Here is a 14,845-nt window from a genome sequence, read left to right as displayed (position 1 = left end):
CCCTGTTAACTTAGCTACAGGCGCTCTTCAAGGGATTTGAGTCTTTCTTTCGCTTGAGCGGCATAATCATTTGAAAAACGCTCAGCCAATACGAGACTTTGCTGGTACAGGATTTGTGCACGCTTGGGATCGGCATCGCCGCCCTCTCCTGCATCGAGTAAACTGGCCAATTGAAAATAAGCCTTACCAAGCACATCTTGTTGAATACCTTGCTTTTCACCTTGAGAGGCAACCTTATCAAGCCAATAACGAGCTCTTTGTGGGTTGCGCTGCGCTGGTTTCAATAAGATATCGGCATATTCTGCGGCAGCATACAAATCCCGCTCGGCGGCAATCTCCCAAAACTCTTGGCTTTGTTCAAAATCCTCTAGCCAATAATAGTAATCACTGGCAGCGCTAAGGGCCAAAGCGGGGTCAGCCTGTGCACTCAAACGATAATTGGCTAATGCCGCCGTTGCATCATGGTAGGGCGACCAAGGCAATACTTGGTAGAGAGCCATCATACTCATAGCCTCTGGCACACCTTGACTAACCAACTGTTTTAACTGCTCCCAAGCCTTAACTTCTGCGCTTTTTGCCTCGGCGGTATTTGACTTGCCTTGCAGTATGGTCTCAAAGGGCTTACGAATAAGTGCCATTTTGGCATCCATATCCCCAAGCCTAGCCGCACGTTGTAACCAATATTGGCTCTGCTCAACCTCGCCCGCATAGGCGGCCTGTGATCGCATCCACTGAATAGCAATTAAGTCATCACCCTCGGCCGCCTCTCGGTAGAATTTACGCGCTTTTTCTTTATCCTGCGCCAGTGCATGACCTGCCCAATAGATGTGCGCTAGCAATCGCTTATCTTCGGCCTTGGTGCTTGCGCTTAAGGTATTGAGCATAGATTCAGGCTTACCATAGGCATAGAGATGCACATCTCCACGCGGATAACGATATTCGGTACCATCGGGGTAATGCACCGAAATATCGTCAGCTTGGCGCCACACATTCACTTGATAATCAGGCAAAACCTCTGGATTAAACTGCACCCGCAGCACAGCCTCTTTATCGAAACGCACCATTTGCGTTGCACTGCTCGACCATAAACTGCTGGTCGACTGCAAATTACTCTTAAGCTTTACCTCAAAGGGGCTATCTGTTTTGGGGCTATAGATAACCACTGGGTAATACACAGGATTAAGGGTAAGCGGTAACGCGGCAACCAAATTAGTATCTTCTTCACTGCCAGCAAGTATGGGTTCGATAGTTAGCTCTTGGCTTAAATAAAATCCATCATGGGGCGAGGCTTTGGCCGGTGGCTCGCTCGATGTTAATAATGGTGACGTATGTAAATAGTTGTCTTTTAATGACTTAACCCTTTGCCATATGGGATGACTTGGCATCAAGTTAAGGTCAAGGACTAAGTCCTCCAACTGCCAATCGCAATCTCCGCCCCCTTGTAAGGCTAACGTAAGGGTGAATGGTTTAGCGACAGCGCCACTTTCAAGCGATTGACGCAATACCGAGCTTTTATTCAATGTGGCGCGATAGGGATTGGCAATATCACCATTCGGGAAACGGATTTCTTTGCGGGTACAAATAGAGGAAGTGTAATAACCCACAAGTTCTAGTTGGGTATGAGCAGGTAAACTCCCCATAAACTCAAAACGCTGTGCATTCTTGGGTGGTGTAGTTTGGTCAACAGGCAACTCTCGCTGCCACAGGCTATCCCAAAATCCCGCCCAAACGGGCGCTGAGAGAAACGAGCTTAAGCATAAGCTTAGCCAAACCAGTTTTGAAATTGAACTCATAATGCCAGCTCTCCATTGCTGATGAGATTGAGTCGCTCTTGATTAAATGTCTCTGCGTTGGTTTTCACCCCATGATCCCTTGCGCTTGCTGCATGCCACATACGTAAACTTAGCGCAGTGCAGCTAATGTCTTCACGATATCACTAAAGCGTGGGCGACAAGATAACTCCGGCAGCATACAGAGTGCTTTTAACTGCCGCAGTTGAACTCGCAGCGCGTCGCCTTCATCGTTATCGGCAAAGGGCAATAAGTCATCAAGTAAACACCCTAGGGCCCGCACCTCAATAGCCTGCATGGCATCACGTTCCGATGTGGGCAATTTTGCTAAGTTTGAGGCGGCGCCAAAGTCACCGAACAACAGCGCCATTTGCTGATTAACCATCATATTATGGGCATAGACATCACCATGGCTCACTTGTTTCCCGTGCATATGCGCTAGGGTGTCAGCTAATTGCAAAGCGATTTCAGTTATGCCCTTCAGGCTAAATTCGGTCCCCGCTTTAAAGGTGTCTCGGGTACAAGTCGCTAGGGATGGCGGTAAACCTAAGTTACTAAATCCTTGAGGAATCAGTTCCATCACTAAACCAAGTTGATCCTGTTGACTAATATGGGCTAAGACTTTGATGAGATTTAGATGTGCGCCAGTGGTTAAACAACAATCTAGCTCATCGGCAGGATAGCCATCACTGGTCACCTCTCCCTTAAATAGCTTAACCGCAATATGTTCGCACCCAGTAGCAGCCACCATAGCAGGATTTAACCAACGACCTTGGTAAATAATGCCAGAAGCCCCTTCACCTAGTTTTTCACCGAGTTCAATGTCCGCTAATGTTACATTTGGCACACTGGCTACATCGGCGTGGGGATCAACCAAGGTATGGCTAAAGGGATTGCCCGCAAACGCCAGCCAAGTGAGTTTGGGTAGCTTAAGTACCCAGTTTGGCAGCGCTTGCAGCTGATTAGCCGACAAACGAACTAATTCTAAGTTATGGCATTGGGCCATAGATGCGGGCAGCGAAGTTAAGCGATTGCCAGCCAAGGCTAATTTTTGCAGACGATGCAACTGCCCCATACGCTCGGGCAAGGCGGTGATTTGGTTATCCGTTAAAATCAGCCAGCGGATTTGTGGGGGCAACGATGCCTCTGGCACAACACGAATTTGATTAGCCTTAAAGCCAATCATCTCCAATTTGGGGCACTGACCTAACACTTCTGGCAGCACTTCAAAACGATTATTGGAGGCAAACAAAATCTTTAGATGGGTTAAACGATATAAATCATCGGGCAGTGAACTTAACTGGTTATTGGATAAATCGAGGATCTCCAGCGTATCGGCTAAATCAAAGATTTCCTGCGGAAATTCAGTGAGGTTTTCAACCAACTGCAATCGAGTAACCCCTTGTAATTGCCCTGCTTTTAACTGCGTTAACGTCTGCACTCTCTAACCCACATCAATGAAAAATCGCTGCTATGTTAGCTTATTTAGTGGTAAATCTAAATGTGACCTAGGTGGTCAAATTATCAGCAAAGCTATCCAGAAACCGCAAAACAGATTAGCATGTGCAACATTATCTATACCCAAGCAACCTAAAGATATCAGTTTCAGAGCGCCTAGGGTGCTCTCATTCAAGGTGCATCAAGGACAAATGTCGACCACATTTTGAATTGCTGCAATACAGAAATGGCGTACACAAACACTCCGTTTCGGCAGTCTTAAACACAGAAGCCTGCATCGAGTTAGGTTGTTTGGGTATAACGCCAAGTTAGCAAAAATGACAGGATAATCATGCGGAAAACCTTTCGCCAACCGAGTGCATTAGCAGTGCTAATGATCGCCATGTTGACAGCCCAACTCAGTGGCTGTGCGACAACATCGGCGCAAACCTCGCCCATGGAATTTGCCACCACAGCCCCAGAAGCTGAAGGTGATAGCGGAGATACCACACAATCTCATCATGATAAAAAAGAGATTGTCGACGAACGCTATGCCGATGTATGGGAGAAAATTCAACACGCCCGTACTATTGATGTGCATGACGATGCAGAAGTACGCAAACAGCGTAACTTTTTCGATGACAAGCAAAAGTTTATGACTCAGGTGACCCAGCGTGCCGAGCCATTTTTATACTATATTGTGAGTCAACTCGAAGCCCGCAATATGCCACTAGAACTGGCACTATTACCAATTGTCGAAAGTGGTTATAACCCGCTGGCGCAAGCAAATGGCCCCGCCGGACTTTGGCAAATGATCCCCGCTACGGGCCGAAACTTTGGCCTAACGATCAACTCAGCCTACGATGGTCGCAAAGATGCATTGGCCTCGACCGATGCCGTACTCGACTATTTACAGCATTTACACGACACCTTAGGTAACGACTGGATTAACGCCGTTGCGGGCTACAACAGTGGCGAATTAGTGATTAAAGCCGCTATCGATAGAAACAAAGCTAAAGGCAAACCTACGGATTTCTGGTCGCTGAATATTCCTGCTCGCCAAGTACAAACCGTGCCTAAGTGGCTGGCGTTTATCCAAATTATCCGCGCCCCAAGCCATTACAATCTCAAAGTAATGCCGATTGCCAATCGCCCATTTTTGGAACGCTTACCCGCGCCCAATGGCGTTGAAATAAGCCAAATCGCCAATGCTGCGGGACTCACTAAAGCGGAGTTCAAAACCTATAACCCTGGATACCGTCAAAACGTGATCCCCAGTAAAGGCAAATACCAAATTGCCCTGCCGATTGAAAACATTGGCCACTATCAAGAAAATCAGCACAAGCTCTATGCTCAAAAACGTTACGACAGCCAAACTTATATCGTGAAATCCGGTGATAGCTTAGGTTCGATCGCAGCTAGATTTGATTTATCAGTCAAAGAGTTAAAACAGGCAAATAATCTGACCTCTGATCGCCTAAAAGTCGGCCAAGAGCTCACGCTATTAACGCCAATGGCGGCTAATGATAATGAGCCAGAGCCCGCAAAAGCTAAGGCTAAAACAGACAAATCATCGACCAAAGCGAATGCGAGTAGCACTAAAGCCACCACCTCAAAATCGACCGATAAACCAGCGGCTAAAGCCAAAACCTACAAAGTAAAATCAGGGGATTCACTGGATAAAATCGCGCGTAAAAACAAGGTGAAACTCGCCGATTTAATGAAGTGGAACCAGCTCAATGCCAAGAGCATTATTAAACCCGGCCAAGAGCTAAAACTGTCAGAATAGAGACTGTTAAAACGAAAAAGCACTACCTAGGTAGTGCTTTTTTATTGCCCAATTTATTTAGCTGCGATTAAAGCTTAACTAGGTTATAGCCAAAGCTAGTTGAGGCATCCTTATTCAGCACCATAGTGACGTTATCTTGATTATTAAAATCGATCATATCAGAGGCATAAACCACCGTTTTTGAGCCATTTTCTACCGAGATGACCTTAATCGAATACTCACCTTTAGGCACCACTAACGATTGCGGCGCTGTCGGATTAATCGCACTGATCTTATAGGCTGCCGTATCAATAGTGTCGTTCGCCTTTAAGAAGTACAAAGTCAGGTTACTCTTATCGGCAAAACTGACGATATCGAACTTGAAGCTGTAGGGACTTGGCGTTTGAGTTTGTTTCATCTCCATCGCCTTCACTTGGCTGCCCTGCTCGTAAATAAAGATGGTTTTAATATCATCTTGATTAAGGGTGATCAGCACATTATCGAGCAATTTCGCTTGGCTAGTATGGTCAAATACGCTCACGCCAAAGTCATTAAACTCGGCGCCTTTATAGGCCGTTACGCCAAAGGGGGCCACATTGCTAAATAGCGCTTCTTGTTTACTACTCACCACTTTCACATCAACATTATGTGTGGCCAAGCCATTGAACACTCTAAAATCAACACTGCTTTCGAGGGCGACATGGTTACGCACATTGGTGGTAGAGTCGACGCTGTCTAAACTGATTTTAGCCGCTGATGCGCCAAAGCTTTCCCTTAAAATCAACTTATAGGGCACCTTGGTTTTAAAGCTAATGCTCGCCGTGGTGTAGCTGATATTGGTCGTACCCGCCGCGGTCAGATAAATTTTGTAGTCGCCCGTATCCAAAATTTGTGGCGTTGAAACCTCACCATAGGAAACGCTGCCAAGCATCACCGCATCGGCAAAGCCTTTATCCGCCTTGGCAATATACGCATCGTACGCTGGTGCATTGGTTGCGGTATGGGCAATCAACAACTGCATTTTGCTCTTGTCTGCCTCGGCATTTTGTTTATCAAGCTCGGTGCGCGAGTAATTGATATTCAAAAGGGCTGGCGAGGCAAAATCCCCATGCAAAACAAAGAAATGATCAGTTGCCGTTTTTAAATCGATATTCTCTTTATAGAGCGAAATATCTTTATTTGCCGCATCCTTACCCATCACCTCGACAGCACTCACGCCGGGAGTTGATGTAAAGCGTGGCATAGCATCGGCGTAACTCACACTTTCATAGGTTTTATCGCCAATCTTCAGCGCGGTATCAGTGCTGCCAACTGTCGCGTTGTAAAATTGCACATAGGTATCGGTTTTGGAGGTATCCTCATCCTTGTTATTATCGGAGCCACCGCAAGCAGTAACCCCTAAACAGGCGAAGGTCATTACTGCGAATCCTTTGAGTTTATTGTTAAGCATTGTATCCCTCATTTGCAGACAAAATTTCAGTTCAGTCTACGCAGTTATACAATGACAACAATGGCAATTTCCACTCAAAACAAAAACAAATATTTTACAAACTCAAACACTTAACAAACATTTCAGCAACCAAACTGTTATTGATACAAATCACATTTTTCGGGCGCTGAATTGATACAAATACCTTTTGCGATACGTTTACTTACAACTCAAATAACTTCTTTTACGCTAAAAATTATTTGGCTTTAAGCACAGGCGTTCGGACTTTAACCTGCTTTGGCTCCATCCCAAGATACGCGACAACCTTGTTCGTCTGATACGATTGGGTTACTCTCGCATCGCCAATTAAGCCTTAGGGATGGATAGGGTTTGCAAGGGATTCTTAACTACTACAAACAGTGTTTTCAACACGATAGTGCTGAAATTAACCTTTGGTCTAGCCACAAACTTACTGAGCAAGAAAAGCTATTGCTCCAAGGTGAAGATGAGTTAAGCAGTGGCTTTCTGCCTCGCTTACCGGTGCCATTTACTCCCGCCTCGGCATTAATGGCGCGTAGTGCCTTGTATCTACGAGAAAAAGTATTATTGCACTGTTGTCTGTTTTTCTGCGGCACTGTCGAGCTTAATGGCGAAAAACGTAAAGTCGTCACGCCACTGCTGTACCGTGAATGCCAGTTGCAGGCCGATGGCGATAACATTTACCTCGAATCTAATCACAGCTTCTCTGGCGGCGGGCCATTCACCATCAATGAAGCCCTGTTAGAAAAATTAGTCGTTGAAGGACACAGCTTAAGTCAAGAGTTACGCGATAATCCAACGGATGTCAGTGGCTGGATAGCTTGGCTGCGGGCAGGCCAAGCCGATGTTGATACCAGTCATTTATTGCATTTTCCCAAGCTGATCGATGAGGCTGAATTCACTCAGCTTAGCCGTAAACGTGGGCAGTTTATGGTTAGTCGCAGCCAAATTATTCTTGCAGAGCGTTCGCAGGCCAGTCGCGGCATATTGCACGAACTCGACAATCTCATTACTGCACCCTCACTCTCTGCGCCGCTTCAAGCGCTATTTGAGCAAGTGCCAACTCGAGATTCAGTTAATCACAATGTCGACACCCAAGAAGCTTATCTTCCAGGGCTATTAAGCCGCGCGCAAATTCAAGCCTTAAAGGTGGCGGCCAACCATACTTTGGGACAGATATCGGGTCCACCGGGAACGGGTAAAAGTTACACCATCGCCACAGTGGCGGCGGAGCAGGTATTAAGGGGTAAATCGGTACTTATCGTCGCCCACACCGACGTTGCCGTTGATGTGATTGCCGACAAGTTGCAGCAGCAATTCCAGCTTGGGAGCAGTATTATTCGAGCTGGCTCGCCGCAGTTTATTAAAGTCCTTAAAAACCAGATAGATGAAATGCTTCATGGTCAGCATCCTGCGACTGCTGAAACCCTCTCAGATATCCTACTACTCAATGCAAAACAGCAACTAAATACTGTGACTCGTCAGCAAACCAAAATGGAAACCGGTTTTATACACCATTGCCGCCATGCCATACGTCGCGGCCAAAAACTGGCGACCTTACAACAAGGACAATCGCGCTGGCGCTTAGGATTTTACAACTGGGCTTACCGTGCTGGGATCAAACAGTTTGCCCAGCAATGGGATGTGCTCGATAAATTAACCGCCCTTATCGCCCAAAAAGAAGACTTAAGCCTCAAATACTTACAATTGGCCACTCACTATCGATTAAACCAATTGCTCAAACATAAGCGCAGTACGCTGGTGAGTTTTGCCAGTGCACTTCGCGCTCGCCAGTCCGCTAAGCAACTCGACGGCTTCTACAAGACGGATTTTGATGCCTTAAAGCAAACCTTTCCCATTTGGTTATCGAGCCTTGCCAGCTTACATAAAGTGCTGCCCATGGAGCAGCAAATGTTTGATCTAGTGATTATTGATGAAGCCACCCAAGCCAATATTGCCGCCTGTTTACCGGCCTTGCAGCGGGCAAAAGCGGCACTGGTGGTGGGCGACAGTAAACAGCTGCGCCATTTCTCGTTTTTATCCCGCGCAAAGCAAACCCAAATCCAAACGCAACTCGGACTCGCTGCGGATTGCCGCGGCCTAATGAGCTACCGTGATGCCAGTATGCTCGACTTAGTATCACAATCCCTTGCGAGCCAATCCCAAGTGGTATTTTTAAATGAGCATTTTCGCAGCAAACCTGAGCTGATCCAATTTAGTAATCAGCAGTTTTATCAAGGCATGCTGAAGATTATGCAGCACAGACCTTGCACGAGTTCAGGACACTTACACCGAGTCCAGGTTACTGGTAACCGTGATAGTAAAGGAATTAACGCCATAGAAGCGGAGGCATTAATTCAAAAGTTAGCTCAACTGATTGATGAACAAGAGAATGTATTAGTGCCCGCCAGCATTGGAGTGCTCTCCTGTTTTCGCAATCAGACGGAGTATTTATCCCAGCAAATCCTCGCACGCTTTAGCACGCAGCAAATAGAACGTCATCAATTACGGATTGCCACGCCCTTTGGTTTTCAAGGGGAAGAGCGCGATATTATGCTGCTGTCGTTTAGCATTACGGCCAACGACAGCCGCGCCGCCGTGTATTTAAATCGCGAAGATATGTTCAATGTCGCCATCACCCGCGCTAAACAAATGCAGTGGCTATTTTTATCGGTACAAGCGCATGAGCTCCCCAACAATAATTTACTGGCAACTTACTTAGCATCGGCGAGCCAATTTCAAGCGGCGCACAATTATGTCGATTCCCTCGATAGCTTCGGCCAGTCGGTGGCACTCGCGATTGAAGCAAAAGGCATAACAGTCTGGCGCGCCTACCATATGGCGGGGCTAGAACTGGATATTCTGTGCCGCTATGGTAACCAATATTTAGCAATAGATTTAATCGGTTACCCAGGGCCATGGGCGGACTTTTTCGATATTGAACTGTATAAGCTGTTACAGCGCGCGGGGATTCAACTTATCCCCGTCAGCTACGGATTATGGTGTCAGCAGCAAGAATTGTGCATCCAATATATTTGCCAGCAATTGGGTATAAACCAACCGAGTTAATGCTGCAAATAACAGCCTTAATCACACCCACGCGGCTGATAAATCGCTTTTATCTTGCTTCGCAGCCAAGTGATTTTGGGGTTGTGGCTGTTTCTCTTATGCCAAATCAAGGTGAAAGGAATGGCGAGTTTATTAAGATATTCGCCACTTATCGGGATCGGGCGAGTGACTAAGTCAGGGTGTAATTGGCGGGCATATTGCTCACAATATTGCGGCGCAATTGCTATCATGCTGTGGTGAGGCTCTGCCGCGACAAACAGCGACTGCTCAAAACTGGCCAAGGTCAGCACAATATTACGACTTAACCCAAGCTCGATAAGCACATCATCTAAGGCCCAGGTTTCACTCTTTTCCCACAAGATATTGATATGCGGATATTTTAAGAAAGTGTCTATATTCCACTCATCCTGTAAGGCGGGATGATCGCGGTGCAAATACACCTGAGGAAGATCGGTAAATAAAACCTCAAAATCGATAAAATAAGGCAATAAATCAAGGGACTCCTTGGAGCGAGGATGACTTTCTCGGCCAGTAAAACCTATGTCAGCCTCACCGCGAATAATGGCCTCGAGTGAATCATAATCCCAATTTCGCACCTTCACTTTTGCATCAGGATAGTGTTGGTAAATCGCCTGCGTTAATTGATTAAGCATAATAAGCGACAAAGGTGACTCAAGCATTAGCTCAAAACTAAGCCCTTTCGCCATATCGTCCCCGCGCTTGCCCATAAGCTGTTTGCCCATTTGTAACCAATCGGCTAAGTCATGCTCCATGCTTTGGGCCAATGGCGTTAACTGCAATCCCTGGGGCGTTTTAATGAATAGTGGGTCGTCAAACCAATCGCGCAATTTCGCCAAGGATTTACTCACGGTCGATGGCGTCACATTGAGCTTTTTAGCAGCCTTAGACACGCTCAGCTCCTGCGATAGCAGCTGAAAAGTAAACAACAGATTGAGGTCAAGCCGACTCAGGGATTTGCTCATTCGCTACCATTTCCGACATTTTAGGTACCGCTAACATTAGCGTGATACTTACCAGCGCACCAACGCTGAGGATAGCTAATAATATATTAATCGCGCTCACGTCGAGCAGACCCATCACCCAAATATACAACGCAGAAGTACACACTTGGGCAATCCCCAGTAATGAGCTGGCCACCCCTGCCCGAGCCACAAATGGGCTAAGTGCCTGACTCATGGTCACCCCAAATCCAATTGAAAAACCAGAACAAACAAAAGCAAACCCTAAGAGATTGAATGAATGACTAACCCCGCCCAATTGAGTCAAGATAAACACTAAGGCGGCCGCAACGAATAACCCTTGGGAGAACAAAATTAATGATTTTTCTTTAAACTGGTTAAGCAAAAAGGGCGTAGAAAATGAGGCTAACATACTCACCAATGCCATCATTGCCATGGTATTGGAATATTGGCCACGGTCAAACCCCATCTGCCCCATAATCAGCATGGGAGACACATTCACATAGCTTAAAATCGTGGTCACACCTAAGGTCGTTATGACCACGCGACTGATAAAAAAGCCTTGTTTAAAGGATTCCTTTTGCACACTTGGCAAAGCTTGCGTGTGAAATGCTGCTTTAGAATGGGTTTCACGCAATACCAATAGACAAAGAGCAAATACCAGTAATCCCATCGCCGCCATAGTGTAAAACAGGCTAGGCCATGGAAACTTAAGCATGATTAAGTGGCCAATCACAGGCGCGATCACAGGGATAATACAGGTCACGCCATTCACCATTGAGAGCACTTTGGCTCGGCGCTTATCGTCTAAGACATCACGCAAAATCGCGAACGCGACAACATAGCAACAACCCGCACCAATGCCTTGCGCAAAGCGCGCGATTAAAAACAGATCACTGGTTTGCGAGCCCGCTGCAAAATAGGAGGCTAGCGCGAACAGTAAGGCGCCAAAAAGTGTAATGGGTTTACGCCCAATCCTATCGGCTAAACTGCCCGCAAACAGCATAGTCGTCGCCATGCCAGCCAGATACACAGAAAAAGCAATGTGCAGCTGCGCCTCACTCGCCCCAAGTTGACTCGCAATTTGCGGCAACCCGACTAAGTACATATCGATCCCCGTCGGGTACATTAGGACCAAGCCAAAACTACATAAAAGATATCGAAACATCACATCACCACTCATATCACCGCATTCCAAGAATATGGCGCTTAGCCTAATGCGGGTTTCGCTTAAGCGTGAGTGGCATTTTCGACAACGATTATTTCCAATTACGACCGACAAATATTTCAATCACCAATAAAAACCAAACCTCTTGTGACACGAGTATCTCAGGAGGTAGGTCTTCAGATAAATTGCGGTTTAATGGCTCACGGAGCCGTGACGGGTGCAGGTAAGGTTTCGATAGTTAACCGCTTATCATCCTTGAGGTATTTCTGCGCCAATTGGCTTAACTCGGCGAGCGTGATCTGCTGTACCAACGCCAAGCGTTGGTTAAAGGTCGTAAAACGCTCCGGTTGGCTTTGGGCGGTTGAGGCCAAATCTAACCAGAAGTTATTACTTTGCGGCGCCATCTGCATCCACTCCAGCACCGGCTGGCGGGCGCGATTGAGCAAATCCTCACTGATCCCCGAAGGCGTTTTAACCTGCTTAACTGCGGCGGCATAATGCTTAGCCACCTCAGGCAACATGGTAGTGGTGGTCACACTAAATAGGCCGAGATAACCATATCCCGTTGGATTTAAATCATTATATGAGAATGCAGAAGGCGAATAACTTGCCCCCGCTTTCTCACGCACATTCTCGGTAAGTAAGATACTTAGTACCTGCTCAAGCAAACCTAACCCCACCAGCTCACGGGGATTACTCATATCCGCTGTCGGCCACACCTGCGCGAGCGCTGCCATATCGACCTGACCATAATGCGTCAGGCTCATTTGTGCTGGCACGTTGGGAAACACAGGCACGATAGTCTGCCCCTTAGGGAACGGCTGACGGGAAATCGCTCCTAAGGTTTGTGCAACCTCAGCAATGGCTTTGTCCTCATCAAAATCACCAACGATGGCCAGCTCAATCGCCCCTTGTTGAACCGCAGAATGGAAGCTGGGCGCGAGTTCAGCAAACTGACGCTTGAGGATTTCATCAGGGTTGCCGTAGCCATAACGTTTGTCGCCATTATGGGCAATTCGCGCAAATTGATTCGAAAACTCCAGTTGTGGATTGCTATGAATGCTCTGCTGCTCGGCAATCACTTGCTCACGGAATAACTGCTCGGCTTGCTTATCCATCCCCGGGTCGACTAGATAAGCCGTTAGTACACCTAATTGGGTGCGAAGCTCGGCAGCATTGGTGCTGATCTCGCCACCAAAACTCTGCTCACGTAAACTCAAACTGACCGAGATATCTTGGCCTGCAAAAATCTCCTGCAAGCTGTCTAAATCGTGAAGTCCCAAACCGCCCTGCACAAAGGCGCTATTAAACAGGTAAGACAAACCATCTAGCTCGGGGAATGGCACCTCACCAAAGCCAATATTGAGACTCACCAACGTCAGCCCCTGATTAAAGGATGTTGGTTTTAAATTGAGACGCACACCGTTAGCAAACTCTAGCTTTCGTATGCCAGTTGTGGCATCGCGCTGATCGGCAACAATCTGTCCAGCCTCACCAAATTGACTATAGCCAAACTCGGCAATGGCTTTGGTTTCGGGCGCTTTTACGGCTTGCTTTTGGCTCGCGTTGTAGGCGGCTAAGAGTTGCTTTTCAATACTTTCAATGGGTTTGTTATTGGTTAGATACAGATAAGGCGTCCCTTCCCAAGTCTGTTTAAACAACTGATGCAGTTTTTGCGGCGTGATACTCGGCATCAACTTTTCAAACAGAGCCAATTGCCACTCTGGCTCCACAGGCACGCGCCTGCTCGCTACCGCACTCACTAAGCTGTCGGCAATGTTCACACTGTGGATAGTGTTACTGCCTGCGGCACTAAGCTGATAGCCCTTGTGAATTCGTTTAAGTTGCTGATCGATTTCCTGTTGGCTAAAGCCAAATTCCAGCGCCTGACGTAGTGTTTGTTCCAACAACGCAAGCCCTTGCTGCCAGTTGTTTTCCTGCGTTCCCAGCGTCATTTGCGTGCCGTAGGCAATATTGTATTGCGGGCCGATTTGTAAGCTTACGCCATACAAACCTTGGCTATGGAGCAACTGTGACTCTAAACGACGATACAAAATACCATGGGCAATATCTAATAACATCTCCTGCTCACGCATTGCAGGCGTATCTGGTTGCGGTGTTTGAGGTGTTAACATGCCTAACGAAACCGAGGTTTGCAGGCTTGGATCAAAAAATGCCGCCGCCTCAACAGCGGTTTTAGCCTGTACCACACCGATGGATTGTGCCTTAACCCCAGCAGCCTGCGGCGCCGCTTTCCAGTCGATAAATTGCTGCTTGATCTTTTGCTCGATACGACCGACATCGATATCACCCACCACGATTAAGGTGGTACGCGATGGCGTATAAAAACGCTGATAGAGGGATAATAACGTTTCACGATTCGCATTTTGAATGCTCGTCGCTTCCCCTACGGGAAAGCGCTGCGATAGCAAGGTTTGCGGCATTAAAAAGGCTAACTGGTGGCGATAGTTTTCTAAATCGGCACTACTGCGTTCACGCAGTTCAGATAAGACCACCGCCTTTTCGCGCTCGATAAGCGCGGGGTCAAGCAACAGATTACTGGCGATTTCGCGCATTAAAAACAAAGCGGTATCAACTTTATCTTGGCTATTGCTCGGTAAATTAAACTGATAAACCGTTTGCTGAAATTCAGTCACCGCATTGGTATCAGCACCAAAACTTAAACCTATGCGTTGTAAGGTAGGGATCATCTCCCCCGCCGCGAATCCCGTAGATCCATTAAACGCCATATGCTCTAAAAAATGCACCAGCCCCTGCTCGGCATCCGTTTCCATCACCGAGCCTACATCCACCCGCATACGGACAATCACGGCTTGCTCTGGGGTTTTGTTGTTCACTAACAGGTAGTGCATCCCATTAGCAAGCGTGCCACTGTGCACTCGTTCGCTTAAGGGCAGGTTGGCCGACTCAGGCCACAGAGGCGCTTCAACCGCACTTAATGGTAAAGCCATGCTGATAAGGAACAGCCATAGCCATAGGCGTTTAAACTGGATTTTCTTGAAATTGCTCATAAAAATTCACTTTCTCTCCAACATTCGATTCATTAACCGGAGAAAATGCTTACCTCAATACTGATAAATTGACTTTTTACTATAACCACAAAAACGCTTTAAGTCACAAAATCAATACCTTACAGCGTACCAA

The 14,845-nt window shown here is 47.0% G+C and carries 8 protein-coding genes; 2 read left to right on the top strand and 6 right to left on the bottom strand.

Annotated features, from left to right (window positions below):
• Window positions 1–14 precede the first annotated feature (14 nt).
• Together KXJ80_RS05655 and KXJ80_RS05650 are read right to left on the bottom strand one after the other, a co-directional pair.
• A complete protein-coding gene (locus KXJ80_RS05655) occupies window positions 15–1,793 on the bottom strand; it encodes a tetratricopeptide repeat protein (protein ID WP_259474569.1) in 1,779 nt (592 codons plus the stop codon).
• A gap of 109 nt (window positions 1,794–1,902) precedes the next feature.
• Window positions 1,903–3,231, bottom strand: a complete 1,329-nt coding sequence (locus KXJ80_RS05650) for a leucine-rich repeat-containing protein kinase family protein (protein ID WP_259474568.1) — start codon at window positions 3,229–3,231, stop codon at window positions 1,903–1,905.
• A gap of 348 nt (window positions 3,232–3,579) precedes the next feature.
• Here KXJ80_RS05650 and KXJ80_RS05645 point away from each other — a divergent pair, with 348 nt between their 5' ends.
• Window positions 3,580–5,016: a LysM peptidoglycan-binding domain-containing protein gene (locus KXJ80_RS05645; protein WP_218737984.1), complete on the top strand. Its 1,437-nt coding sequence runs from the start codon at window positions 3,580–3,582 to the stop codon at window positions 5,014–5,016.
• Window positions 5,017–5,083: 67 nt separating this feature from the next.
• On the opposite strand, the gene KXJ80_RS05640 is transcribed toward KXJ80_RS05645, so the two are convergent.
• Window positions 5,084–6,445, bottom strand: a complete 1,362-nt coding sequence (locus KXJ80_RS05640; RefSeq protein ID WP_037431166.1) for a DUF4397 domain-containing protein — start codon at window positions 6,443–6,445, stop codon at window positions 5,084–5,086.
• A gap of 369 nt (window positions 6,446–6,814) precedes the next feature.
• Here KXJ80_RS05640 and KXJ80_RS05635 point away from each other — a divergent pair, with 369 nt between their 5' ends.
• Window positions 6,815–9,532, top strand: coding sequence for a DEAD/DEAH box helicase (locus tag KXJ80_RS05635; protein WP_099457443.1), 2,718 nt, complete (start codon window positions 6,815–6,817; stop codon window positions 9,530–9,532).
• Between the two features lie 17 nt (window positions 9,533–9,549).
• On the opposite strand, the gene yidZ is transcribed toward KXJ80_RS05635, so the two are convergent.
• The 3 genes from yidZ to KXJ80_RS05620 all read right to left on the bottom strand — a co-directional run bounded on the left by yidZ (window position 9,550) and on the right by KXJ80_RS05620 (window position 14,712).
• On the bottom strand, window positions 9,550–10,515 hold the full coding sequence (gene yidZ / locus KXJ80_RS05630; protein ID WP_099457442.1) for an HTH-type transcriptional regulator YidZ: 966 nt from the start codon (window positions 10,513–10,515) through the stop codon (window positions 9,550–9,552).
• Window positions 10,490–11,680 (bottom strand): MFS transporter, encoded by a 1,191-nt coding sequence (locus KXJ80_RS05625; RefSeq protein ID WP_099458497.1) that lies wholly within the window; start codon window positions 11,678–11,680, stop codon window positions 10,490–10,492. The genes yidZ and KXJ80_RS05625 overlap by 26 nt, the downstream gene beginning before the upstream one ends.
• A 200-nt stretch (window positions 11,681–11,880) precedes the next feature.
• Window positions 11,881–14,712 (bottom strand): M16 family metallopeptidase, encoded by a 2,832-nt coding sequence (locus tag KXJ80_RS05620; protein WP_218737982.1) that lies wholly within the window; start codon window positions 14,710–14,712, stop codon window positions 11,881–11,883.
• Window positions 14,713–14,845 lie beyond the last annotated feature (133 nt).

This window comes from Shewanella xiamenensis (assembly GCF_024971755.1).
GTDB lineage: Bacteria > Pseudomonadota > Gammaproteobacteria > Enterobacterales > Shewanellaceae > Shewanella > Shewanella xiamenensis.
This window is presented reverse-complemented; position numbering and strand designations above follow the sequence as displayed.